Origin of the sequence: Pseudomonas sp. R5-89-07, assembly GCF_003851685.1 — a bacterium.
In the GTDB taxonomy this organism is placed as follows: domain Bacteria; phylum Pseudomonadota; class Gammaproteobacteria; order Pseudomonadales; family Pseudomonadaceae; genus Aquipseudomonas.
The window spans coordinates 996,995-1,021,758 of sequence record NZ_CP027727.1 but is presented as its reverse complement, the minus strand read 5'-3'; the positions used below and the strand labels follow the sequence as shown (position 1 = coordinate 1,021,758).

The following is a 24,764-nucleotide window of genomic DNA, read 5'->3' as shown; positions in this document are numbered from 1 at the left end:
TTCATTCTGAATAGACGCGGTGCCCTGAGTTCTTCGCGAGCAAGCTCGCTCCTACAGAAAGCCTTAACTGGCTTGCATTGGGGCTCATCCCCTCCCGCACTTTTTCACCGCGTTCCTGGTCAGACCGGCTGCAGCTTTTGTTCGAACACCGAGACGCCGTCCAAGTCTCGGAGGATCACCGTCAACTCCGCCGTCTGCCCATCAATCTGCACTTCGCCAAAAAACTGAAACCCGGCAAACGGCGAAGTGTTTTGCGCAGGCGGCGCTTTCTCGAACACCACCTCTGGCCCGAAGGTCTTGTCCAGCGGATTGGGCCCGAAGCTGCCGGCATTCAACGGCCCGGCGACAAACTCCCAGAACGGTTCGAAATCCTGGAACGCCGCGCGATCCGGGTGGTAGTGATGCGCGGCGCAATAGTGCACGTCAGCGGTCAGCCAGACGTGGTTACGCACCTTGTGCGCCCGCAGGAACCCCAGCAACTCGGCAATTTCCAGCTCACGCCCCTGCGCCGCGCCGGGGTCGCCGTTGGCGATGGCTTCCCAGCGTGGCACGCCAGGGCTGACCTCACCGTCCGGCACGCCCAGCCCGATCGGCATGTCGGCCGCGACCACCTTCCACTGCGCCTGGGAGGCCTTGAGTTCGCGCTTGAGCCAGTCCAGTTGTTCGCGTCCGAGGAAGGGTTTTTCAGCGCCCAGGTTGTCGTCGTTGGGGCCGCGATAACTGCGCATATCCAGCACGAACACATCCAGCAGCGGCCCATAGCTGAGCTTGCGATAAATCCGTCCGCCTCCGTCGGCGCTTTGCCGGCGCATCGGTGAATATTCCAGCCAGGCCTGGCGCGCACGGCCGACCAGGGTGTTGATGTCGCGGGTCTGGTAACGCTCGTCCAATTGTTTGCTCGATGACCAGTTATTGATCACCTCGTGGTCGTCCCATTGCCAGATCTGCGGCACCTCGGCATTGAAGCGCCGCACGTTTTCGTCCAGCAGGTTGTAGCGGTAGTTGCCGCGATATTCATCGAGGGTTTCGGCGACTTTGCTCTTGGCTTCGGTGGTGATATTGCGCCAGATGCGCCCGCCCTCGGTGGTCAATTGCGCCGGCACCGGGCCGTCGGCGTAGATGGTGTCACCACTGTGGATAAAGAAGTCCGGCAGGCGCAGGCGCATGGCCTCATAGATGCGCATGCCGCCGATGTCCGGGTTGATGCCGAAGCCCTGGCCGACGGTGTCGCCACTCCACACAAAGCGAATGTCGCGGCGCTGTTGCGGCACGCTGCGCAGGTGGCCGAACCACGGCTCGCTGGCGATGCCGGTCTGGGCGTCTTCGAAATGCACACGGTAGAAAATCGCCTGGTCGGCGGGCAGCCCGGTGAGTTCGACGCGGGCCGTGAAATCACTGCGGTTATCGGCCAGGGGCGAGACGAATCGGCGTGGGTTGCTGAACACACTGCGGGTGTCCCACTCCACCACCATCCGCGCCGGGCGGTCGCTACGGCTCCAGATCATCGCCCGGTCGCCCAGCAGGTCGCCGGACTGCACACCGTCGGTGAGCTGCGGGCGGTCCTTGACCGACGCAATCACCGCCGGCGCCAGGCTCGGCAGCAGCAGGCCGGCGCCGACAGCTTGCATCACGCGGCGACGGCCGAGGTCGAAGTGGCTCATGCGGGTGCCCTCTTGAGTATCAAAAGGGCCACTTAAGCATGCGGCGATGAAACAGTTATGACACCGACCTCAGAAACACTGAAGATCAGATGTGGGAGGGGACAAGCCCCCTCCCACATTTTCGAACCTCATCAGCCCTTGGCAGCGGCGACCTTCAGCTCCACCGCTTCCGGACGCTTGATCAGCGCATACACCAACCCAGTCAGCACACTGCCAGCCACAATCGCCAGCAGGTACAGCAGCGCATGGTTCATCGCATTCGGAATCACCAGCACAAACAATCCACCGTGAGGCGCAGCCAGTTTGCAACCGAAGTACATCGACAGCGCCCCCGTCAGCGCACCGCCGGCAATACTCGCCGGGATCACCCGTAACGGGTCCTTGGCGGCAAACGGAATGGCACCTTCGGAAATGAAGCACAGCCCGAGAATCATCGCGGCCTTGCCGGCTTCGCGTTCAGTCTGGGCGAACTTGCGCCGGGCCAGGAAGGTGGCGATGCCCATGCCGATCGGCGGCACCATGCCGGCCGCCATCGTTGCGGCCATCGGCGCACCACTCGATGCCGCCAGCAGGCCGACGGAAAACGCATACGCCGCCTTGTTGATCGGCCCGCCCAGATCGACACACATCATGCCGCCCAACAGGATGCCCAACAGCACCGCGTTGGTGGTGCCCATGGTGCTGAGAAAATCCGTCAACCCCGTCAGCAGCCGCGCCACCGGAGGGCCCACCAGGTAGATCATCGCAAGGCCGGTAAACAGACTCGCCAGCAACGGGATAATCAGGATCGGCTTGAGTGCTTCCAGGCTTTGCGGCAATCGCACCGCGCGTGAGATCAGCTTGACGCTGTAACCGGCCAGGAAGCCGGCAAAGATCCCGCCGATGAACCCGGCCCCCAATGTGCCCGCGAGCAAGCCGCCGATCATGCCCGGCGCCAGGCCAGGACGGTCGGCAATCGAATAAGCGATATAGCCCGCCAACAACGGCACCATCAACATGAAGGCCTGGTCGCCGACGGTTTTCAGCGCCGCCGCCAAGGTGCCCTTTTCCTCGAAGGCATGGATGCCGAACACGAAGGACAAGGCGATCAGCAAGCCGCCCGCCACCACCATGGGCAACATGAACGACACCCCGGTGAGCAAGTGCTTGTACACCCCGGTTTTTTCCGACTTGGCCACCGCACCGCTGGCCGCGTTTTCCACCGCGCCCTCGGCCAGCGCCTTGTTCAGTGTGGTTTCGGCTTGCTTGAGGGCGATGCCGGTGCCACAGCGGTAAATCTTCTTGCCGGCGAAGCGTTCGGTGGCTACTTCAATGTCCGCCGCCAGCAACACCACGTCGGCGTTGGCGATGGCCTCCGGGCTCAACGGCGTGCGCGCACCGACCGAGCCCTGGGTCTCGACCTGCAAGTCATAGCCCAGGCGCTTGGCGGTCTGCTGCAAGGCCTCGGCGGCCATGAACGTGTGGGCCACGCCGGTGGGGCAGGCGGTGATCGCGACAATGCGCGGCGCCTGTTGGGCCGGTGCCTGGCTGGCCACATGCACCTGCGCCTCTTCGGCGCCCCGGCGCAGCACCGCTTCGACATCTGCCAACGCCTGGGCCGGCGTGCTCTGGAATACGCGCTTGCCAACAAAGCGTTGCATATCCACCGGCGTGCTGCTGACCAGCAATACCCACTCGGCGTCATCGATGGTCGCCTGGGACAGCTGGCTGTCCGGGCGTTGCACATCCACTACTTCAACACTGGTGCTCCAGCCCTGGCGCTGGGCGGCGGCGTCCAGCAAGCGGGCGCACAGCACACTGGTGACCATGCCGTTCGGGCAGGCGGTAACAATGGCTAACTTCATCACAAGCCCTCTTATTGTTCTGTCAGCGGGCGTACAGCGACGCCGCTTTCGAGGCGCGCCAACTGCGCGTCATCGCTGATACCAAAACCGATTTGCGTCACCGCCATCGCGGCAATCGCCGTGGCGCGGCGCAGGGTCCGTTCGGGCGTATCGCCACTGAGCAACCCGTGCAGCATGCCGGCCAGCAATGAATCGCCGGCGCCTACGGTGCTGGCAACCGTCACCTTCGGCGGCGTGGCATGCAGGGCCGTACCCGAGCGGTACCAGCTCACGCCAGCGGCACCGTCGGAGACCACCACATGTTCCACGCCCTGTTGATGCAACTGGCAGATGGCGTCGCTGGCGTTGTCCAGCGCTTCGCCGAGTTCTTCAGTGTTGGGCTTGACTAACCATGGCCCGGCCTTCAAACCGGCGCGCAGCGCTTGGCCACTGGTGTCCAGGGCCACTTTCAAACCGAGCCCTTTCAATTGCTCGAGCATGTTCTGAAACCATTGCGCGGTGACGCCCCGCGGCAAGCTGCCGGCCACCACCACCGCGTCGAAGCCTGGCGCAATCCGAGCCAGTTTTTCGAGCAGCGCGTTCTGTGCCTGCACCGACACCTCAGGCCCCGGTGCGTTGATATCGGTGACGCGGCCATCGTGCTCGGCAATCTTGATATTGCTGCGGGTGTCACCGGGCACGCGAACAAACGCATCGGTAAAACCACGCTGGGCAATCAGCGCCTCGAAGGCCTGAGGGTTGCCGTCACCCAGGAAACCGCTCACGGTCAGCTCATGGCCCAGATCGGCCAGCACCTGCGCCACATTCACGCCCTTGCCGGCGGCATGGGTGAGCAGGGTTTCACTGCGGTTGACGGCACCGGGCGCCAACTGGGCCAAGCGCACCGTAAGGTCCAACGCCGGATTCAGCGTCAGGGTCAAAATCCTTGCCATTTACACGGCCTCCACTAAAGCACGCACCTCGGCGGGGGAACCCACCGCCAGTGCTTTTTGCGCCAGGCCCTGGGCCTGGCTCAGACTGAATTCACGCACCCGCGCCTTCACTTCGGGAATGCTGCGCGCCGACACGCTCAACTCATCCACCCCCAGGCCGACCAGCACCGGCACCGCCAGCGGGTCGGCCGCCAACTCACCGCACACGCCGACCCATTTGCCATGGGCATGGGCGGCACGCACGGTGATGTCGATCAGCTGCAGCACGGCCGGATGCAGGCCATCGGCCTGGGCCGACAATGTCGGGTGGCCACGGTCGATGGCCAGGGTGTACTGGGTCAGGTCGTTGGTGCCGACGCTGAAAAAGTCGACTTCCTTGGCAAGTACCGGCGCCAGCAGCGCGGCCGATGGCACTTCGATCATGATCCCCAGTTGCAGGTCGGCCACCGGGATTTCCAGGCGCAGGCGCTCGGTCATATCCCTGGCGGCGCGCCATTCATCCACGCTGCCGACCATGGGGAACATGATGCGCAACGGGCGGCTATCGGCCGAACGCAGCAGTGCGCGCAATTGCGCTTCCATGATGTGTGGGCGTTGCAGGGTCAGGCGAATGCCGCGCACCCCGAGGAAGGGGTTTTCTTCTTCGGCAATCGGCCAATACGGCAGCGGTTTGTCGCCACCCACATCGAGGGTGCGCACCACCAGCGGCCGCCCGTCGAGGCCGTCGAGTACGCGACGGTATTCGGCTTCCTGGGTGGCTTCGTCCGGCGCTTGCGGGTGGGCCATGAAAATCAGTTCGGTGCGCAACAGCCCAATGCCCTCGGCGCCCTGCTCCACCGCAGCGGCAACGCCTGCGCTTTCGCCGATATTGGCAAACACTTCCACTGCATGGCCGTCACGGGTCAGCGCCGGTTCGTGGCGTTGCGCAGACGCGGCTTGCAGGCGTTGTTCGCGGGTGTCGCGCTCGACCGTGGCGCGTTGCAGGGTGGCGGCGTCGGGGTCGACGTGCAGGCGCCCGCGCTGGCCGTCGAGTAACAATGGTGTGCCGGCGCCGAGCAGTAACACCGCCGCCCCGGCACCGACCAATGCCGGAATGCCGAGGGCGCGGGCGACGATGGCGCTGTGGGCCGTGGCGCCGCCACGGGCGGTGAGGATGCCGGCGACGCGGGCCGGGTCCAGGCGCGCGACATCCGAAGGGCCGACTTCGTCCATCACCAGAATGTAAGGTTCATCGGGCTCCTGAGCGGTGTCGACGCCACACAGTTGCGCCAATACGCGGCGACCAATGTCGCGCAGGTCGGCGGCGCGTTCGGCGAGCAAGGCATCTTGCAACGACTCCTGCTGCCTGGCGGCGGCTTCGATCACGCTCATCCAGGCGGCTTCGGCGCTTTCGCCCTGCTTGAGACGGGTGTCGACCTCGTCGGTGAGTTCCGGGTCGTCGAGCATTTCCTGGTGGGTGATGAAAATCTCGCGGATGGCCTTGGAGGTGCTGCGGGCAATCAGGCCTTCGATGTCGCGCCGTACATCACTCAGCGCGGCGTGCAGGCGCTGGCGCTCGACGGCGCAGGACTCGCCGCGCAAAGGGTAGTCGAAGACCTGCTGCACCTGGATATGTGCGGGGCCGATGGCGATTCCCGGCGCGGCGGCAATCGCCTGGATCTGGCTGCCGGCCAGCGGCGCGCTGATGACCGGTTCGATATCGACGCTGGCGGGCTGGGCGCTGACCGTCGGCAACGGCTCGACCGCTTCGCCCAGGCCTTCTTCAACCGCGGCCAACAGGGCGGGCAACGCATCGCCAGCGATGGTCGGCTCGGCGATAAACTCCAGCACCTGGCCGCGCCGCGCGCCGAGGCTTAACAGTTTGCTCAGGCTTTTCACCGACACCGCGCCGACCGGGCCGTCGACAATGCGTACGCGGATATCGCCGTCGAAGCCCTTGGCCAGTTGGGCAAGGATCTTCGCCGGGCGCGCGTGCAGGCCGTGGGCGTTGGCCAGGGTGATGCGGGCACTGGGCCAATCGGGTGGCAGTTCGCCTCCCAGCGCTTCAAGCACGGCGCGACTGCTGGTGGCGCGGCCCAATTCCTGGCCGCGCCCTTCGATCAGCAAGGCGCACAGGCGCTCAAGCAACGCCTGATGCGCTTCGCCCAGGCTGGCCAGGCAGAACAGGCCATTGAGCGGCTGGCCCAGATAGCGCATGGGTTTGTCCGGCGTGACGAACGCCAGGCCCGGACGCTGGACCGTCTGCTCGCTGTGCAGCCACCACAGGCCATCACCCAGGGGCAGCGCATCGACTTGCTGCAACACCGCGGCAAACCCGTTGCTCACGCAGTCGGCCTGGCGCAACAGGCGCGCGCCGCGCCACACCAGTTCCTCGAAATCATCGGCCGACACGCCCAGGCTGATCATCTGTGCATCCAGGGCCAGCTCCTGCGGCGCGCCTTGCAGCAGTTTGAGCAAGGCCTCGGCGGTACCGGCACGGCGCAGCGCCTGGCCGAGGTCGGTTTCACCCAGGGCGCGAGTCAGCAGTTGCAGCAGGCGCAGGTGTTCATCGGATTTGGCAGCGATGCCGATCGCCAGGTACACCACTTGGCCGTCGCCCCAGTCCACGCCTTCGGGAAATTGCAGCAGGCGCACGCCGGTGGAAAATACCTGGTCGCGGGTTTCCGGGGTGCCGTGCGGAATGGCAATGCCTTGGCCGAGGAAGGTCGAGCCTTGGGCTTCACGGGCCTGCAAGCCACTGAGATAGCCTTCGGCGACCAGGCCATCGGCCACCAGTTTTTCAGCGAGCAGGTGCAAGGCAGCAGATTTATCCACCGCCACCTGGCCCATGGATATCTGCTCTACAGTGAGCTCGAGCATGCCGTTCTCCTAGTTAGTGCGAGGTGCGCACTAGGTATTGTTTTGAATAAATCAGCTTAGCGGTGTTCGAAAACCACTGACTGAGCAGTCAATTGGCAGTAGCCACTCAGCGGCGAACATCGTAAAAATACGCTTGCTGAAACGTTTAATCTAGAATTTATGGCAGATTACGCGGTAATTGCGCAAGCTTGAAGGGCCACTCGGCGCTTGCTGTGGCACATTGGTCATTGGCTGGAATCGGTTAGGATTGAACAAAATGTCGGGGCACGCTCTAAAAAACAAGGAAATCCCGGTTTGAAACTCAGTGATATCGCACGTCTGGCCGGTGTGTCCGTAACCACCGCCAGCTATGTCATCAATGGCAAGGCCGAACAACAGCGCATCAGCAACGCGACGGTGGAGCGCGTGCGGGCCGTGGTCCAGGCCCACGGTTTTACGCCCAACCCACAAGCCGCCGGATTGCGCAGCCGGCACACGCGCACCCTGGGCTTTATCCTGCCGGATCTGGAAAACCCCAGTTACGCACGGATTGCCAAATTGCTCGAACAAGGGGCGCGGGCGCGCGGTTATCAATTGCTGATCGCCAGCTCCGATGATGAGGCCGACAGCGAGCGCCAGCTGCTGCAACTGTTCCGCGCGCGGCGTTGCGATGCGCTGTTTGTTGCCAGCTGCTTGCCGGCCAGTGACGACAGCTATCGCGAACTGCAAGCCAAAGGCTTGCCGGTGATCGCCATCGACCGGGTCATGGAGCCCAGCCAGTTCTGCTCGGTGGTCAGCGATGACCGCCAGGCCTGCCAGCAACTCACCAGCAGCCTGCTGCAACCGCTGCCCAAGCAAATCGCGCTGATCGGCGCGCACCCGGAGCTGAGTATCAGCCAGGAACGTGCCGCCGGGTTCCGTGAAGCCCTGGATGGTTTTACCGGTGAGGTGATCATCGAACAGGGCGAAGCCTTCAGCCGAGACTGTGGCCGACAGCTGATGGAGCAATTACTGCAGCGCCTGGGGCACTTGCCTGACGCCTTGGTGACTACGTCCTACGTACTGCTGCAAGGCGTGTTTGACGCGCTGCACGACTTTCCGCTCAAGTCGCGTCCCCTGCGCCTGGGCACTTTCGGCGATACCCAGTTGCTGGATTTTCTGCCGCTGCCGGTCAACGCCATGGCCCAGCAGCATCAATTGATTGCCGATACCGCTTTGCGCCTGGCCCTGGCCGCCATTGAAGAAGAACACTACCAGCCCGGCGTGCACGGGATCAGCCGCACCTTCAAGCAGCGCATTCACGAGGCCTGAGCGTGGAGCTGATCGACACCCACACGCACCTGGACTTTGCCGACTTCGACAGTGATCGTGCGCAAGTCCTCGCCCACAGCCGTGAACTCGGTGTGCGGCGCATGGTAGTGCTCGGTGTTTATCAGAGTAATTGGCAACGAGTGTGGGATCTGGTGCTGGAAGATGAAGGCTTGTTCGCCGCCTTCGGCCTGCACCCGGTGTACCTCGATGAGCATCGCCCTGCCGACCTGCTGGAGTTGGGCGACTGGCTGACGCGCCTGCACGGCCACCGACAACTCTGCGCCGTGGGTGAAATCGGCCTGGATTACTTTCTGCAGCACCTGGACCGTGAACGCCAGCAAGCGCTGTTCGAGGCCCAGTTGCAACTCGCGGTGGATTTCCAGCTACCGGCCTTGCTTCATGTGCGCCGCAGCCACGCGGCGGTAATCGCCACGCTCAAGCGCATTCGTCTGCCGCGGGGCGGCATCATTCATGCGTTCGCCGGCAGCCGGGAGGAAGCTCGCGAGTACATCAAGCTCGGCTTCAAGCTGGGCCTGGGCGGCGCCGCCACCTGGCCGCAGGCCCTGCGCATGCACAAGGTGCTGGCCCAATTGCCCCTGGAAGCCGTGGTGCTGGAAACCGACGCGCCGGATATGGCCCCGGCCATGTACCCGGGCCAGCGCAATAGCCCGCAGCACTTGCCGGCTATCTGCGCCGCCCTGGCCGAGCGGATGGGCATCAGTGCTTCACGACTGGCTGAGGCGAGCACACGCAATGCGTGCGAGTTGTTCAATTGGTAGCCGGCTGACGACTTGCAGATTCAAGGTTATCTTTTGCCGATGACGGACGTAGCGCAGCACCAGAAAGTGGATCAGCAGCGTCACCAGCGAAATATTGAACTGCCCGATCACGCTGATCAGCCCCAGCCACTCGGCAAACAGCGCCGCCAGCAAGGTCGCGCAGGTCAGCATGATCAAGCTCGGCCGCACCAGCGCCCAACGGTCCAGGGCGCGGAATTGACGTAGCTGTTTCTGGCAACACAGCTGCAGGCAGGCGTGGCAATACGTACAAACAAAGGGCTCATCGATGGCAATGGCGTTCAGTTGCCAGGGCTTGAGTTCGAACGTCATGTCGCACTGGGCGCAATGCCCTCTGATGCCGATTACAGCGGCCATCGCCGTGCCTCCTTGGGACCGTGACAGGTGACAAAATTGTCGCCTATCCACGGTGCATTGAAAGGCCGCCAGCGAAATCAGGACAAGCACCACGCCGAACCGAATCAAATCCGAACGATAATTCCTACACGCGAAACGCGCCAATCAGTTGCTTCAATTCCCTGACCTGCTGCGACAACTGATGACTGGCCGCTTCGGTCTGGTCGGCACCCTGCGCCGCATGCTCACCCGCACGATTGATGGCGACAATATTCTGATCGATCTCATGGGCCACGGCCGTTTGCTGCTCCACGGCGGCGGCGATCTGTTGGTTTTGATCGACGATCATTCCTACCGCACCCAAGATGTTCTCCAAGGCTTGCTGAACTTTTTCCGACTGCCCTACCGTGCCACTGGCCATGTCATGACTGGCGCCCATGGCCTTCACGGCTGCGCCGACGCCGCTGTGCAAGCGGCCGATCATCTGTTCGATTTCCTCGGTGGAATGCTGGGTACGCCGCGCCAGGGTGCGTACCTCGTCGGCCACCACGGCAAAACCACGCCCCTGCTCACCAGCGCGCGCGGCCTCGATCGCCGCGTTCAGGGCCAACAGGTTGGTTTGCTCGGCAATGCTCTTGATGACTTCCAATACGCCGCTGATGGACTGGCTGTCGACAGCGAGCTGGTTGATCACGCGCACCGATTCGTCGATTTCCGAGGCCAGGCGCGCGATGCTGCCCTGCTGGGACTGCACCAGCCCACGGCCACTGACCGTTTCGTCGTTGACACTGCGGGCGCTGCTGACGGCGGCTGCGGCGCTGCGCGCCACCTCCTGGGCGGTGGACGACATCTGGTTCATCGCCGTCGCCACTTGCTCGATCTGGCTGCGCTGGCCCGACACCGCCTGATTGCTCTGCGCTGAAACCGCCTGAACTTGCCCGGCCTGCAGTTCGACCTGGGAAACGGTGTGCCCGACGCGTTCGATCAGGTCATGAATCTTGGCCACGGTACCATTGAATACCTGGCCCAGATCCCCCAGTTCATCGCGGCTTTGGGCAACGAAGCTGACCGTCATATCGCCAGCCGCCACCTTGTCCATCATCGCCCCGAGGCTGCGCAAGGTAGTGCGCGTGGAGGCATAGAAGCCGGCGTACAGATAGAAAATCAGCGCAAACACCGCCGCCAGCGCCGTGACCAGCAGCACCATGTGCAGGCGCTTTTGGGCCAGGCGTTGCTCCAGTTGCTGTTTGAGGAATGTCAGGGTGGCGTCATCGAGTTGATAGGTCTTGGCCATCAGTTGGCTGACGTTGTTGTAGAAGCCCTGCCAGGGTGTGTCCAGGGTCTCGGCCACCACCACCTGTTCTTCGAACACCTCTGCGCCCTGCTTGAGGCTCGCCCGGCTGGCCTGCGCCGCGGCATCCAATGCCGCCTGCGCGGCATGGCTGGCGCCGAGCGCATCCTGCAGCTTCAAAGCATATTCGCCCTGGAGCTTTTCCAACTGCTGCAGCAGTTCGTCGAAGCGCGTGCTGGAGGATGAATTGATAAAGCCCTGACCCAGGGAATACGCGCCCATCGCACGCCCCTCCCCCAGCAACTGGGTGACTTGCGGGGTGACGGCGGTGATCAGGTCGCTGAGCTGGCGTAGGTCGCTCTGCGGATCACGGCTCAAGCCGGACTGACTGGCGATGATCTGGCTGAGAATCTGTGCCTGGTTGAGCAACTTGCCGATCAGCGCGCTTTTGTTGAGCAGTGAGGTTTCCTGTTGCTGAGCCTTGAACGCGGCGATCAGTTCGTCGCGCTTGGCGTCGAAGGCCGCCACCTGCTCGGGCTGGGTAGCCATCGCGCTGAGCCCTTGCAGGCGACTGAGCACACTCTGCTCCAGGACCCCGATCCTGGCTTCAAGGTCGCCGGCTTTACCGGACTGGCCGAGGGTCGCATTGATCTGCACCTGGTTATTCAGCGCTTCCAACTCGCGCCGCACCACCAGGCTACTGCCAAGCAGGTCCAGGCTTTGCAGTTCGACGCGGGTGCCCTGGAATGCAGCCCAGGCGTCACGCACCAGAAAATAGTTGGTCGCCAGCATTGGCAGCAGGAACAGCACGCTGATCAGACTGAACTTCATGCCGAAACTCAGGCGATTCATCAGCGCGACAGCGGGATAGAGCAAGCTCTTCACGGGCGATCTCCCTTTCTTTTATTTTTATTGAGGCGCAGGGCGGCGGCAGATAGCCACTATTTGGCGCTCCGCCTGTATAGCTCAATTTGAAAGGGAGTTTTGTAACGTAAGGTTAACGGCAGGGGCTTGCCCCTGCCGAAGAGATCAGGGCAACACGGTCCAGATTGCAAAACCGGCGTACCACAGCACCGCCGCGCGCAGCAGCAGTTCCCACAAGCGATCAAGACTGACGATGCCCTCGGCGCCCACCGCTGGCGGCGGTATTTCCGCAGCGGCCAGGCCGACTTTCTCCACCAACTGCGCAGCGCTGATATCCCAGCTCAGCAATTCGTGGAGCATCACCCGGCTGACCGCGACGAAATTACCCACCAGGGCAAAGCTCGCCGCCAGCAGGCGCACCGGTAGCCAGTCAAAGGCATGCCGCAATTGCGTGGCGCGCTCGGCCACCAGGGGGTTCTGGCTGTGTTCGCTGGCCAGCGCCAGCAGGCGGTAGGCCAGAGCGGCCACCGGACCCAGCAGGAAATACCAGAAAATCACCGCGAAAAAGCTCTGGTACGCCTGCCACAGCAGATGGCCCTGAACACGCTCAAGCAATTGTTCGCCACTGTCGGCACCCAATTTCAGGTCACGTTCGGCCACGTGCTCGGCGGCTTGCAGATCGCCACGGCGCCAGGCATCACGAAACGGTCCCAGCCCTGCCAGCAGATCACCACGACCCAGGCTGTAAATCACCACCAGCAAGTGCACCGGCAGCGCCAACAAACCATAGGCAACGGGCTCCAGTACCAGCAGCAACAAGCCCAGCAACGCCACGGGCAGTGCCACGAGTACCAACAGGATCAGCCAGGGCCGCTTGCCCATGCGTGGGCTCGATTCAAGCTTGGCCAGCTCGCGCAGCCACCCGCCGTCACGCTGCAACCGCTGACGCATGGCCGAGAACTTCTCGATCCACACCGCCAGTACCAGCACCAGAAAACTCATTGTGTGTGTCCTCCTTCCTGCAGCGCGCTGCGAAAGCGCTTCCAATCAAAAGCCGGGCCCGGGTCGGTTTTGCGGCCTGGGGCGATGTCGCTGTGACCGCAGATACGTTGGGGGGTGATCGCCGGGTAGGCTGTGAGCAACTGACGCGTCAGGTCAATCAATGCCTCGTACTGGGCATCGGTGAACGGCAATTCGTCCGTGCCTTCCAGCTCGACCCCCAGTGAAAAGTCATTGCACACTTCGCGTCCCTCGAAGCTGGACACGCCGGCATGCCAGGCCCGGTCCTGGCAGGCCACAAATTGCGTGACCGTGCCGTCGCGCTCAATCAGAAAATGCGCAGACACCCGTAGGCTGGCAATCCCTTCAAAGTAGGGGTGTTCCGATACATCCAGACGATTCTGGAAAAACGCCTGGACTTTGCCGGTGGCGAACTGCGCCGGCGGCAAGCTGATGTTATGTACCACCAACAGCGATATCTCGCCTGCCGGGCGCTCGTTGAAGTTGGGCGAAGGGCAATGGCGGACGCCCTCGAACCAACCGCTGACGGGGTCCAACTGCATACAGGCTCCTAGAGTGAGACGAAGTGTTACCAGTATGCCGCGTTCCGCCCTACGGTTGCGATCACTTGCCGCGATTGAGTTGACGCAGGTCGCCAATCACCGCAGCCAGCGCACGGTCGAACAGCAAACCCTCGTCCAGGCTGCGCAGGGCGCCCTGCTTGAAGTCCATGGCCAATTGGCCGGCGCTTTTCTCCAAAACCTTGAGCCCCGTGCGGCTGACGAAAATATAACGCTGGGTGGGTGCCATGATCGCCGTGAGCTTGCACCGCAGTACCCTGTCTTCGTCCTGCTGGAACTCTACCCAACCGCCGACCCGCAACTGATGAACCTTGCGCACGTCCGGGTCATCCTGCGGCAGGTCTTCGAGCGGGTCCGACAAGCGGGTGCTGAGAATGAAGGGCTCGCGGACTTCAATCAGCCCATCGCCCCTCTCGCCTTCACATGTCTGGACGTGCACGGCCTGCAAGCGCACAAAGAATTCACGGGTGTTGAAAGGATCGAACGCCGCACTGGCCAACCCGTCGCGCAACGCCTTGAGGAGGCCCGGCAATTGCTCAAGCAAATGCCGGCCCGCCTCGGTGTCTTCGTGCAGGCCGACGCTCCAGATCAATTCGTCCAGGGTGCGTAGTCCGGTCTGCCACTGCACCGATTGTTCGCCGTGCTTGAGATGGGCCAGCAACAGTACCTGGCTCCAGGTGTGTTGCAGAAATTGCACCACGAACGGCGGCAAGGCTTTGCCCAGCAACCGTCGGTTGAGCACCTGCGCCACACGCTGGCGCGCAACTTCGGTACGCAAGCGGCCTTCCTCGACGTCACGGGTGTGCTGTTCGAGCACCTCACTGCGCTGATGCTCGTCTTTGATGAACGCGCTGAATGGCGTCAGCAACTGCGAAAAAATCGCCGGGTCTTCGACGAACTCGTTCAAAAGGCGCTGGATGACCTGTTCGATACGCAGGTACAGGCTGTCGTGCTGATAGTCACTCTGCGGGCTGCAACACAGGGCGGCACTGGCGATTTCATTGAGCAAGCGTCGAGCCGGATGCCCGGGGAGGCTGAACAGGCTCTTGTCCAGCACGGCGACTTTCAATATCGGGATCTGCAAGCGAGCAATCAGGGCTTTGAAGGCGTGCGGCACACTGCGGTCATTGAGGATGAACTCAAAAAGCAGGGCGACGAGGTTGATCACGTCCTCGTCTGCCGCCTCCACCACCCGCGACTTGCCGCTCTTGACGCTGACCCGGGTCAGCAGCTGTTCCAGTTGGTTGCGCAGGTCGAAATCGTCCTCGGCCTCAGGCTGCGGTACATATTGCTGCAAATGCGAAAGCAGGCGCAGCAGGTCTCGGGTAGAGATCGGTTGCGGCTGCGCACTGGCTTCAAGGGTCGGCGCGACGCTGCCGCGCACCGCGACCAGCAGCGCTTGCAACGCGGCAAAGGCTTGCTGGCCGCTTTCGTCAGAGGATGGCTCGGCAGCCGGCACAAGGGCCTGGCGCTGAAGCTCACGCGCCGCGCGCCCACCTGCACGACGGGACGGCACGCTTTTGAGTTCGGGCAGAACTCCAGTAGCCACGAGCAGTTGATTGGCTTCGCCATAGAGCTGGTCGGCATCGCTGAGTACGTATTTCTCAAACAGCTTGAGCATGATCAGCTTGACCCGGATCTCCACCCCGAGACTGCGGCCCGCCTGCAGAAAAAACTGGCAAAGCAGTGCGGGCCCCAGGGGGTTCTCCTGATCGTTCATGGGTTTGCCCAGCACCTCGCTGAAGCGTGCGCTCAATTGCCCGAGTGCCAAGCCGTCACGGTGTTGCACCCGACCGAGCATCGCCTCCAGCGCCACGGCCTTTTCACGGTCATCCGCCTGCGTACTGCAGGGCACCTCATAGGTCACCACCGGCACCGGATGCAACCCGTCGCTGGCGGCCTGGCCCAGGTTGGCGAAGGCGGCAAACAGTTGCTCCATGAACACGCGCTCGAAGTTCTTGCGCTTGAGGCGCAGGTCGCGCATGGCCTCGAAGAAAATATGCTGGTCAACGGTGCTGCGGGCCTTGTCGGCCATTTCGAACAGGGTGTCGTCGGCGTTATCGAACAGTTCCTGCAGCCCCTGTTGCAGCTGTTGCACCGCTTTGTCACGCACCTGCAGCACCACCACCGGTAGGCGTGCGAGCGGCGATGGCGTGGCCTGTGCCTGCTTGATAGGCACCACCTTCCCGTCATTGTGCATCCTGGCCTCCTGAAACGGCGGGTGTTGAGATGGGCAACGAACGGAGTCAGGCCTTATGGGCGCTGCAAATACCCGGTCGCCATCGGGACGTCAAAGCTATGACGCCAATTGCAAGGCGCGAGATTATCTTGCAAATGTGGGTGGTTGTGCCAGCAAACTCTGCCCTGGTGCGGTAAATGAGTGACGAGCCTTCGTTCAAATCCACACAGCCCCTATAATCGCGGCACTTTGTTTGTGGAGCCTGTTATGCCGAATCTGCGTCTTGCCGACCTCACCGCCGAAATCGAAGCCAATGTGCGCCGCGCACTGCTGGAAGACATCGGCAGTGGTGATATCACCGCACAGTTGATCCCGGCCGAACGGCTGGCCAAGGCCACGATCATCACCCGCGATACGGCCGTTATCGCCGGTACAGCCTGGGTGGATGCGGTATTCCGTCAACTGGACCCGCGCGTCGCCGTGCATTGGCAGGTGGCCGATGGGGAGCGTGTCAGCCCCAACCAGCCGCTGTTTCACCTCGAAGGCCCGGCGCGTTCGCTGCTCACCGGGGAGCGCAGCGCGCTGAACTTCCTGCAGATGCTGTCAGGCGTCGCCACCCGCGCCCAATACCTGGCGGATTTCGTCGCCAGCACCCAGGTCAAGCTGCTGGACACCCGCAAGACACTGCCGGGGCTGCGCCTGGCTCAGAAATACGCCGTCACCTGCGGCGGTTGTCACAACCATCGCATCGGGTTGTATGACGCGTTCCTGATCAAGGAAAACCATATTGCCGCGTGCGGAGGCATTGCCCAGGCGATCAGCGCCGCCCACAAGATCGCGCCGGGCAAACCGGTGGAAATCGAAGTGGAAAGCCTTGAGGAGCTACGCGAAGCACTGGCGGCGGGCGCCGACATCATCATGCTCGATGAGTTGAGCCTGGAAGACATGCGCGAAGCCGTGCGGCTGAATGCGGGCAAGGCCAAGCTGGAAGCCAGCGGCGGGATCAATGAAAGCACGCTGCTGCCCATCGCCGAGACTGGCGTGGACTACATCTCCATCGGGGCGATGACCAAAGATGTGAAGGCCGTGGATCTGTCGATGCGGCTGAGTATCTAAGAGCTTTAACTGTAGGAGCGAGCTTGCTCGCGAAAAACGCAAAGGCGCCGCGTGCACTCATCGTTCACGCGTTATCGTTAACGTTTTTCGCGAGCAAGCTCGCTCCTACAAGCTGCTTTCAGACTACAAGATTGTTCATCTCGCAGTACTCTTCCCATTCGACGCCCAGCACCTCGGCGGCCTCCTTGTGCAAGACCAGGCGTTCGGCTTCGAATTCTTCCGGTGTAGAGGTGTACTTTAGGGTCAGTTCCCAAGGCTGGAGATTCTGGCTCTCTGCCTCGTCCTCGAATGCCCACTGGATCTGATCACGCTGGTCGTCAGCGCTCAGGTCCTTGATCTCTTCTTTAAGCTGCGGCGTTGCCTCGAGGTATTTGTCGAGGGCTGCTTGGTGCCGAACTTCCTGGGTCATCTCAGTTGTGGTCATGTCGTTCTCTTAGATCGAGGAATGGGGATGCATCTGGGTCATCAAGGTTGCGCAGATACAAATGAGTGGGCGCGAATACCCGCTCGTCTGGCCTTCAGAACCATTCTGGGATCATCTGAAAACAGTGCCTTTGAAACAGGCCTTTGAAGCAGTGTTGCCTTGGTGCCCGAGACAGGAATCGAACCTGCGACCTTCGCGTTACGAGTGCGCTGCTCTACCGGCTGAGCTACACGGGCGGTGCGCTAAAGCTAGCACCGCATCGGGCATGCGGCAACCGGCTCGCTCACCGCCCGATAGGCGTCATGCGCCGTTGGCGCCACAACCCTTGGCGACGTATTGCGCATCGGCCGTGGTAGTACACGCCCAGCCGGTGGTGGCGCTGCGCGTCAAGGTGATGGTCTTGCCCAGTACGGGCGCAGGCGCATCGAGGATTTCACAGCTGATGGCGCCGCTGCCGGTGGCTACGTCGCCTGTCACATCGATTTTGCAATTGGCGGTGGGGCTGTTGCCGCCGATCAGGTCGAGCCTGGGCACAGTGCCCTGGTTGATGACATCCTCGTAGCCGGCCTTCAACGCGCTGATTTCAGCCAACCCCGCGGTGAACTTGGCCTTGGCCTGGTGCTTGGTGTACATGGGCAGGCCAATCGTGGCCAAAATGCCGATGATTGCCACGACGATCAACAATTCGATCAAGGTAAAGCCTTTCTGACGCATCACTTTCACTCTCCAGAATAGAACCATGACAAGGCGCGTCCTGCGCCCCGTGTTGTGCAGCGGCGCCAGTGTACTCATCCCTGCGCGGCCAATCGCATACAAGACGCACAATCTGACATTTTATCGTGCAACGCCAGCCTGCCTGCATCTGCTCTCTGACTAAGCTATCAATTCCCAACCTGCCTGTGCGAACGCGACATGAACGACACCTCAACGATCTATACCTGGCAAGGCATCAACCGCAAAGGCCGCAGGGTGTGCGGGCAAACCGCCGGCCACGACCCTGCGCTGATCAAGGCACAACTGCGCCAGCGAGGGATCTGCCCCGAGCGTGTGCGCAAGAAACCCTCAGGCCGGCCAAGCCTGGCTGCGCCGATACAGCCTGCGGACATTGCTCTGTTCACCCGCCAGTTGGCGACGCTGCTGAGGGCGGGTATCCCGCTGTTGCAAGCCTTCGATATCATCAGCGAGGGCATCGAAAACCGGCAACTGCGCGAGCTGGTCAGGGGCCTGAAACAACACGTCGCCGCTGGCAATAGCCTGGCCGGCACACTGCGCCAATTTCCACGGTATTTCGATGACCTGTACTGCAATCTGATTGCCGCTGGTGAGCAGGCAGGTGCTCTGGAAACGCTGCTTGAGCGAGTGGCCATTCACCTGGAAAAAAGCCAACGGCTCAAGACCAGAATCAAGAAAGCCATGACCTACCCTCTCGCAGTGCTGGTGGTGGCCAGCCTGGTCAGCGCTGTGCTGTTAATATATGTGGTGCCGCAGTTCCGGCACCTGTTTGCCGGGGTTGGCAGCCAATTGCCCGGTTTTACCCTAGGGGTGATCGCCCTCTCCGACTTCCTTCAACGGGCCTGGTGGATCCTGGCCCTGGGCCTGGGCGCGGCATTAGTCGGGCTGCGTCATGCCTACCGCGTTTCGCCTGGCTTTCGCCACGCGCTGGAGGCAGGTTTGTTGAAAGCCCCCCTGGCAGGCAAACTGTTGAATAAAGCGGCCGTCGCCCGCTACGCCCGCACGCTTTCAACCACGTTTGCGGCAGGCGTTCCCCTGGTACAGGCACTGGGCTCAGTGGCCGGTGCCGTCGGTAATGGCCCCTTCAGACAGGCAATCGAACATATGCGCCACGATGTATCCACAGGCATGCCGTTGAATCAATCCATGGCCACCAGCGGCCTGTTTCCAGGCATGGCGATCCAGATGACGGCCATCGGCGAAGAGTCCGGCACGCTGGAGCACATGCTGGAAAAGGTCGCGAACCATTACGAAGCTGACGTAGAGACCCTCGTCGATAACCTCACCAGCCTCATGGAACCGCTGATCATGGTCGTACTGGGGAGCATCGTCGGTGCGCTGGTGATCGCCATGTACCTGCCAGTGTTTCAATTGGGTTCGGCATTTTGAGCACGTTGCTGGACGAGCAGCCCTGGGCTTTTGTTGGCCTGGCGGTGGTGCTGGGCCTGATCGTTGGCAGTTTTCTCAATGTGCTGGTGTGGCGCCTGCCCAAAATGCTCGAGCGCGAATGGCGCGCCCAGGCCCATGAAATCCTCGGCCTCCCTGCCGAGCCAGCGGGGCCGGTGTACAACCTGATGCGCCCCGATTCCTGCTGCCCACGCTGCGATCGGCGGATTCGCCCCTGGGAAAATATTCCCTTGCTCAGCTACGTGATGCTCAGGGGGCGTTGCAGCCATTGCCGTGAAACCATCAGCGCGCGTTACCCCTTCACCGAACTGGCGTGCGCGCTGATCTGCGCCGCTATCGCCTGGCATTTCGGCTTCAGCTGGCAGGCGGGTGCGGTGATGCTGCTCAGTTGCGGGTTGCTGGGCATGAGCCTGATCGACGTGGACCACCAACTGCTACCGGATGTCCTCGTGCTGCCGCTGTTATGGCTGGGGCTTATCGTCAACAGCATGGGCCTGCTGGCGACATTGCCCGATGCGTTATGGGGCGCGGTGTTTGGTTACATGAGCCTGTGGAGCGTGTTCTGGCTGTTCAAGCTGATCACCGGCAAGGACGGCATGGGCCATGGCGACTTCAAGCTGTTGGCGCTGTTAGGCGCCTGGGGTGGCTGGCAGATACTGCCGTTGACGCTGCTGATGGCGTCACTGCTTGGCGTGTTCGCCGGGCTGCTGCTGATGCGCTGGCGCAAGACGGGGGTGTCGGCACCGATGCCATTTGGGCCCTGCCTGGCAATTGCCGGCTGGATTGCATTGCTCTGGGGTGGTCAAATAACCGACTTCTATTTGCAGTCTGTCGGTTTCAAATGACCACTCCTGTTGCAACACCTTGGATTCTCGGCCTCACGGGCGGCATCGGCAGCGGTAAAAGCGCCGCTGCCGAGCACTTCACCCGGCTGGGTGTCGACCTGGTGGACGCCGATCATGCCGCCCGCTGGGTGGTTGAGCCCGGCCGACCGGCGCTGGCGCGCATTGCCGAACATTTCGGCAACGGCGTGCTGCAGCCGGACGGCCAGCTGGACCGCGCCGCGCTGCGCAAACTGATTTTTGAAGTTCCTCAGGAACGTCTCTGGCTGGAAGGCTTGTTGCACCCGCTGATCGCCGAAGAGATTCGTAACCACCTGGCACGCGCCCGGTCGCCTTACGCGATTCTGGTATCACCGCTGCTGATCGAGTCCGGCCAGTACAGCATGACCCAGCGCATCCTGGTGATCGACGTGCCCCAATCGCTGCAGATTCAGCGTACCCTGCAGCGCGACGGCATCAGCGAGCAGCAGGTGCAGGCCATTCTCAAGGCCCAATCAAGCCGCGAAGACCGCCTGAACCATGCCGATGACGTACTGGTCAATGACCAGGACCTTGCCTGGCTGCACGGCGAGGTCGAGCGACTGCACCACTTTTACCTTACTTTGCGTGGAGGCCGAACATGAGCCAACCCTTGACCGTCGATTGCCCAACCTGCGGCGCCCCCGTGGAATGGAAACCCGACAACCTCAACCGGCCGTTCTGCTCGGACCGTTGCAAACTCATCGACCTGGGCGCCTGGGCCGCTGAAGAACACAAGATCCCGGTGGCGCCGGATGCCGAAGACGAGTTGTTTTCCGAAGACCTGCCGCCGCGCCACTAAGGCCGCATAAAGGCATATTCCTGCTGGTCGTCGAGGTTTTCCGCAAGGTATTGCAACTCGTCGGCCAGGTCTTCAAAGCTGCGAACGCCCTTGCTCTGCTGCACCACCGCGCTGAGCATGGCGCGCAGGGTCAAGCCCGGATCAAAACCGATTTCCTGTGCCGCATCCTGGCTTCTGCGCAGTTCCTGCCGCGCCCATTCGTACACACTCATGCTTCGTGCTCCTGAAATTTCGCAGAGCATGGGCCTGTAAGGCCATTCGTTTTTTGATCTGGATCAAGGCCGCGAATCGTCGTCCTTCCACGTTGCCGAGAGGTAGCGTGTGCGGTTGAACGTCTCCAGCCATTCCGGGCAGAACACCACCAGGGCACTGATCACCATGCCGTTGATAAACGCTTCGGGAAAGATGATCAGCCACAGGTAGCCTACAAAGTCCTCCAGCCATACCGGCATCGCAAATCGCCCGTCGAACCACAGCAGCCACAGGCCGGCCAGCAAGCACAGTAACGCCGACAAAGCGGCAGCAAAAAAACCGGAACAGAAGATGTACACGAAGGGGTTGCGCGGCTGCGCCCGCTCCACCAGCACCGCGCAGGTCTCGGTCACCAGCACCGGCAGCACGATCAACAACAGACCATTGACGCCCACCGCAGCAAGGTCCTGACGCCCCAGCAACACCAACCCCAACTGCGCGGCAAACCCACCGACGATTGCCAGCGGCCAGTCCAGCAGCAGGGTCACCGCGGTCATGCCAATAAAGTGGTAAGACACTCCGGTATCGAAATCCCGCCGCACCAGCCACAACATGAACAGCGCGAACACCGTGCCGAACAGCAAATGCTGGCGCCGTCGGTCGGCAAACAATTCGACCCAGGGCGCACGCAAGATCGCCCAGATGATCACCGGCATATACAACAGCCAGCCGATGCCCAGGGTTGGCGGGGCCAACAGCGTCGCGCCGATCACCGTTTCACCCGCCCTGCCGCTTCGCAGCCCGTGATGGGGCTGGTTGCGTTGGTCCTGTACATAAACGCCTCGTTCCCAGAGTCGCTAATGGATATCAGACTACATCGCCACCGTCCGAGTTGCAGCGTAGCCTGTTGCAAGACTGGAACCGCAGCGAGTCTTCCTGTGGTCATCATTTGAACGCTAAGCTAGGCCTATGGATGACTCAGATTATTTGCGACTGCTCACCGTAGCGGCCGAACAAGCCAACGCATTCCTGTCCAATGCCCGCAAATGGGAGCGTGAGCGTTGGGTCTGCCAGCGCCTGTTGCAAGGCTTGAACGTGCCCTATCGCGCCGAAGAGTTCCACGCCGCCGGCCAGGAGCCGCCGGATGTGCTGTTTCGCGACGCCAGTTTTGAAGTGTTCTTTGTCCTGGACGAAGGCCGCCGCCTGAACGACGAATGGCGCGACGAATTGCTGCGCAGGCGCAGCGCCTTCTCCTTGAGCCAATTGGTGCGACGCGAAGCCAAGCCAAGGCGCATTCCCGCCCATGAGTTCCTGTTGCGCCTGGCACCCACATTGCGCAAAAAAGCGCATAACTACAAAGAGCGCGGAATAGAGCTGGGCGAGCTGGACCTCATCGCGTTCACCAGCCTCAAGCGTGAAGTGCTGGACCTCAACAGCCACTTTCCACCGCCTACCGAATATCTGCGCCAGGGCTGGCGCTCGTTGTCGCTGGTGGGGCCAACCTTTGCGCGGGTACTGTTCGCACACCCGGATGCGCCGGATTTCTTGCGCAACAACCTGGGCCGCAGCATAGTGTTCGATGTGGGCATCAGCCTTTGATGCCCGGCTGTAACGTGGCGCCCTTTTGCAACGTCTACCTGACGAGGCCTTTATGACCAGCCGCCTGAACCCCGATGACCAACAGCATGTCGAAGAGTACCTGCAACTCTCCCAGCACAGAGTCGAGCGCAAGCCTTTCAGGCCATGGCTGCTCCTCGGTGTGGTGCTGGCGGTGGTGGTCGGGCTCGGTCTGCTGAGCCGCCTTTTGAGTTACCTGACGCTATGAGCTGCCTGGCGCTCGCGGGGGTAACTGCTCCGATTTCTTTTAGCCTTGCGAGATACTCCTATGACCCATCGTATTATTGTCGTCGGCGGCGGTGCTGGCGGCCTGGAGCTAGCGACCCGCCTGGGTAAGACCCTGGGCAAACGCGGCAAAGCCAACATCACGCTGGTGGACGCCAACCTGACGCATATCTGGAAACCGCTGCTGCACGAAGTAGCAGCCGGTTCGCTGAATTCTTCGGAAGACGAACTCAATTACGTCGCCCAGGCGAAATGGAACCACTTCGAGTTCCAACTGGGCCGTATGAGCGGGCTCGACCGCGAGCAGAAAAAAATCCAATTGGCCGCCACCCTCGACGAAGAAGGCCGCGAACTGGTGCCTGCACGCGTACTGGGCTACGACAGCCTGGTGATTGCAGTGGGCAGCACCACCAACGACTTCGGCACCGAGGGCGCGGCGCAGCATTGCCTGTTTCTCGACACCCGCAAGCAGGCCGAGCGCTTCCATCAACAATTGCTCAACCATTACCTGCGTGCCCATGCCGGACAAACCGACACCATTGAACAGATCAGCGTAGCCATCGTCGGTGCCGGCGCCACGGGCGTTGAACTGGCCGCCGAACTGCATAACGCGGCCCATGAGTTGGCCGCGTACGGCCTGGACCGTATCAAGCCGGAAAACATGCACATCACCCTGATCGAAGCCGGCCCACGGGTATTGCCCGCGCTGCCGGAGCGGATCGGCGGGCCTGTGCATAAAACCCTGGAGAAGCTCGGCGTAACCGTGCTGACCAACTCGGCCGTCAGCGAAGTGACCGCCGATGCGCTGATCACCAGCAGCGGCCAGGTGATCCCGGCCAGCCTCAAGGTGTGGGCGGCCGGGATCCGCGCGCCGGGCTTTCTCAAGGACATCGACGGCCTGGAAACCAACCGCATCAACCAACTGCAGGTGCTGCCGACGCTGCAGACCACCCGCGACGAAAACATCTTTGCCTTTGGCGATTGCGCCGCCTGCCCGCAACCGGGCACCGACCGTAATGTGCCACCACGTGCACAAGCCGCTCACCAGCAGGCCTCATTGCTCGCCAAGTCGCTGAAGCTACGGATCGAAGGCAAGGAGCTGCCGGCCTACAAGTACACCGACTACGGCTCGCTGATCTCGCTGTCGCGCTTTTCGGCTGTGGGTAACTTGATGGGCAACCTGACCGGCAGCGTGATGCTGGAAGGCTGGTTGGCGCGGATGTTCTACGTATCGCTGTACCGTATGCACCAGATGGCGCTGTACGGCGTTTTCCGCACGGCGATGCTAATGCTGGGCAGCAAGATCGGGCGTGGTACCGAGCCGCGCCTGAAACTGCACTAAGACATTGTGGGAGGGGGCAAGCCCCCTCCCACATCTGTTTTGTGGTGCTTTTGGAATTTCGCAGGCAAAAAAAATCCCCGTATCTTTCGATACGAGGATTTTTAATATGGTCGGGGTAGGGGGATTCGAACTCCCGACATCCTGCTCCCAAAGCAGGCGCGCTACCGGACTGCGCTATACCCCGGTAATAAAAAGGCGACCTTTCAGTCGCCTTCTTCGATCAGCGCTTTTGGCCTCTGATCTTAAGATTCGATTCCAGCGTTAACTGGTCTCAAAAATGGTGGGTCGTGTGGGATTCGAACCTACGACCAATTGGTTAAAAGACAATTGGTTTTAGTGCTTCAAAGCCCAGGATCGTGTTCGCTACACATAGCTGTTTCCGTGGCCTCGCAGCCTCTAATGAACCCACATTAG

Annotated in this window: 23 protein-coding genes and 2 tRNA genes; 10 read left to right on the top strand and 15 right to left on the bottom strand. The window is 61.9% G+C overall.

Annotated features, from left to right (window positions below; translation table 11 throughout):
* Positions 1–119: 119 nt before the first annotated feature.
* The 4 genes from C4J94_RS04570 to ptsP all read right to left on the bottom strand — a co-directional run bounded on the left by C4J94_RS04570 (position 120) and on the right by ptsP (position 7,296).
* Positions 120–1,661 carry an alkaline phosphatase gene (locus C4J94_RS04570; RefSeq protein ID WP_124385104.1) on the bottom strand — a complete coding sequence of 514 codons (1,542 nt, stop codon included), beginning with the start codon at positions 1,659–1,661 and terminating at the stop codon, positions 120–122.
* A 131-nt stretch (positions 1,662–1,792) separates the two neighbouring features.
* Entirely contained in the window at positions 1,793–3,505 is a 1,713-nt protein-coding gene (locus C4J94_RS04565) for a PTS fructose-like transporter subunit IIB (protein WP_124385103.1), read from the bottom strand.
* An 11-nt stretch (positions 3,506–3,516) separates the two neighbouring features.
* Complete coding sequence (pfkB, locus tag C4J94_RS04560) at positions 3,517–4,437, bottom strand: 1-phosphofructokinase (protein WP_124385102.1); 921 nt, start codon at positions 4,435–4,437, stop codon at positions 3,517–3,519.
* Entirely contained in the window at positions 4,438–7,296 is a 2,859-nt protein-coding gene (ptsP, locus tag C4J94_RS04555; protein WP_124385101.1) for a phosphoenolpyruvate--protein phosphotransferase, read from the bottom strand.
* A 294-nt stretch (positions 7,297–7,590) separates the two neighbouring features.
* Here ptsP and cra point away from each other — a divergent pair, with 294 nt between their 5' ends.
* Positions 7,591–8,586, top strand: a complete 996-nt coding sequence (cra, locus tag C4J94_RS04550) for a catabolite repressor/activator (RefSeq protein WP_124385100.1) — start codon at positions 7,591–7,593, stop codon at positions 8,584–8,586.
* A 2-nt stretch (positions 8,587–8,588) separates the two neighbouring features.
* Complete coding sequence (locus C4J94_RS04545) at positions 8,589–9,365, top strand: TatD family hydrolase (RefSeq protein WP_124385099.1); 777 nt, start codon at positions 8,589–8,591, stop codon at positions 9,363–9,365.
* Here C4J94_RS04545 and C4J94_RS04540 read toward each other — a convergent pair.
* From C4J94_RS04540 to C4J94_RS04520, 5 genes are all read right to left on the bottom strand, one after another.
* Positions 9,312–9,740, bottom strand: a complete 429-nt coding sequence (locus C4J94_RS04540) for a hypothetical protein (RefSeq protein ID WP_124385098.1) — start codon at positions 9,738–9,740, stop codon at positions 9,312–9,314. The genes C4J94_RS04545 and C4J94_RS04540 overlap by 54 nt on opposite strands.
* 124 nt (positions 9,741–9,864) lie before the next feature.
* Entirely contained in the window at positions 9,865–10,569 is a 705-nt protein-coding gene (locus C4J94_RS28070) for a methyl-accepting chemotaxis protein (protein WP_372240890.1), read from the bottom strand.
* Positions 10,570–12,039: 1,470 nt separating this feature from the next.
* Positions 12,040–12,876 carry a regulatory signaling modulator protein AmpE gene (gene ampE / locus C4J94_RS04530; RefSeq protein ID WP_124385096.1) on the bottom strand — a complete coding sequence of 279 codons (837 nt, stop codon included), beginning with the start codon at positions 12,874–12,876 and terminating at the stop codon, positions 12,040–12,042.
* Complete coding sequence (gene ampD, locus C4J94_RS04525) at positions 12,873–13,436, bottom strand: 1,6-anhydro-N-acetylmuramyl-L-alanine amidase AmpD (RefSeq protein WP_124385095.1); 564 nt, start codon at positions 13,434–13,436, stop codon at positions 12,873–12,875. The genes ampE and ampD overlap by 4 nt, the downstream gene beginning before the upstream one ends.
* A gap of 61 nt (positions 13,437–13,497) precedes the next feature.
* Complete coding sequence (locus tag C4J94_RS04520; RefSeq protein ID WP_124385094.1) at positions 13,498–15,654, bottom strand: DUF1631 domain-containing protein; 2,157 nt, start codon at positions 15,652–15,654, stop codon at positions 13,498–13,500.
* A 246-nt stretch (positions 15,655–15,900) separates the two neighbouring features.
* Between C4J94_RS04520 and nadC the strand changes: the two genes are divergently transcribed.
* Positions 15,901–16,749 carry a carboxylating nicotinate-nucleotide diphosphorylase gene (gene nadC, locus C4J94_RS04515; RefSeq protein WP_124385093.1) on the top strand — a complete coding sequence of 283 codons (849 nt, stop codon included), beginning with the start codon at positions 15,901–15,903 and terminating at the stop codon, positions 16,747–16,749.
* Between the two features lie 118 nt (positions 16,750–16,867).
* Here nadC and C4J94_RS04510 read toward each other — a convergent pair whose 3' ends face one another.
* The 3 genes from C4J94_RS04510 to C4J94_RS04500 form a co-directional block, all read right to left on the bottom strand.
* Positions 16,868–17,173: a DUF6388 family protein gene (locus tag C4J94_RS04510; RefSeq protein ID WP_124385092.1), complete on the bottom strand. Its 306-nt coding sequence runs from the start codon at positions 17,171–17,173 to the stop codon at positions 16,868–16,870.
* Positions 17,174–17,333: 160 nt separating this feature from the next.
* Positions 17,334–17,409 (bottom strand) — tRNA-Thr (locus C4J94_RS04505).
* 64 nt (positions 17,410–17,473) lie between these two features.
* Positions 17,474–17,887 (bottom strand): pilin, encoded by a 414-nt coding sequence (locus C4J94_RS04500; protein ID WP_124388920.1) that lies wholly within the window; start codon positions 17,885–17,887, stop codon positions 17,474–17,476.
* Between the two features lie 198 nt (positions 17,888–18,085).
* Between C4J94_RS04500 and C4J94_RS04495 the strand changes: the two genes are divergently transcribed.
* The 4 genes from C4J94_RS04495 to yacG are packed head-to-tail and all read left to right on the top strand — an operon-like array spanning position 18,086 to position 20,974.
* Entirely contained in the window at positions 18,086–19,294 is a 1,209-nt protein-coding gene (locus tag C4J94_RS04495; protein WP_124385091.1) for a type II secretion system F family protein, read from the top strand.
* Complete coding sequence (locus C4J94_RS04490) at positions 19,291–20,157, top strand: A24 family peptidase (RefSeq protein ID WP_124385090.1); 867 nt, start codon at positions 19,291–19,293, stop codon at positions 20,155–20,157. Before C4J94_RS04495 ends, C4J94_RS04490 begins: the two co-directional genes overlap by 4 nt.
* Positions 20,154–20,777 (top strand): dephospho-CoA kinase, encoded by a 624-nt coding sequence (coaE, locus tag C4J94_RS04485; protein ID WP_124385089.1) that lies wholly within the window; start codon positions 20,154–20,156, stop codon positions 20,775–20,777. Before C4J94_RS04490 ends, coaE begins: the two co-directional genes overlap by 4 nt.
* On the top strand, positions 20,774–20,974 hold the full coding sequence (gene yacG, locus C4J94_RS04480; protein WP_065887991.1) for a DNA gyrase inhibitor YacG: 201 nt from the start codon (positions 20,774–20,776) through the stop codon (positions 20,972–20,974). The genes coaE and yacG overlap by 4 nt, the downstream gene beginning before the upstream one ends.
* On the opposite strand, the gene C4J94_RS04475 is transcribed toward yacG, so the two are convergent.
* On the bottom strand, positions 20,971–21,186 hold the full coding sequence (locus C4J94_RS04475) for a hypothetical protein (protein ID WP_003171680.1): 216 nt from the start codon (positions 21,184–21,186) through the stop codon (positions 20,971–20,973). The two genes, yacG and C4J94_RS04475, sit on opposite strands and share 4 nt — an antisense overlap.
* 63 nt (positions 21,187–21,249) lie before the next feature.
* Positions 21,250–21,939: an energy-coupling factor ABC transporter permease gene (locus C4J94_RS04470; protein ID WP_124385088.1), complete on the bottom strand. Its 690-nt coding sequence runs from the start codon at positions 21,937–21,939 to the stop codon at positions 21,250–21,252.
* A gap of 196 nt (positions 21,940–22,135) precedes the next feature.
* On the opposite strand from C4J94_RS04470, the gene C4J94_RS04465 reads away from it, so the two are divergent.
* From C4J94_RS04465 to C4J94_RS04455, 3 genes are read left to right on the top strand one after another with little or no spacing between them, the layout of a single operon-like run.
* A complete protein-coding gene (locus C4J94_RS04465; protein ID WP_016971624.1) occupies positions 22,136–22,765 on the top strand; it encodes a DUF1780 domain-containing protein in 630 nt (209 codons plus the stop codon).
* A gap of 52 nt (positions 22,766–22,817) precedes the next feature.
* Positions 22,818–22,991: a DUF3094 family protein gene (locus tag C4J94_RS04460; RefSeq protein WP_124388919.1), complete on the top strand. Its 174-nt coding sequence runs from the start codon at positions 22,818–22,820 to the stop codon at positions 22,989–22,991.
* Between the two features lie 60 nt (positions 22,992–23,051).
* A complete protein-coding gene (locus tag C4J94_RS04455; RefSeq protein WP_124385087.1) occupies positions 23,052–24,350 on the top strand; it encodes an NAD(P)/FAD-dependent oxidoreductase in 1,299 nt (432 codons plus the stop codon).
* A gap of 107 nt (positions 24,351–24,457) precedes the next feature.
* Here C4J94_RS04455 and C4J94_RS04450 read toward each other — a convergent pair.
* Positions 24,458–24,534 (bottom strand) — tRNA-Pro (locus C4J94_RS04450).
* Positions 24,535–24,764: the final 230 nt, after the last annotated feature.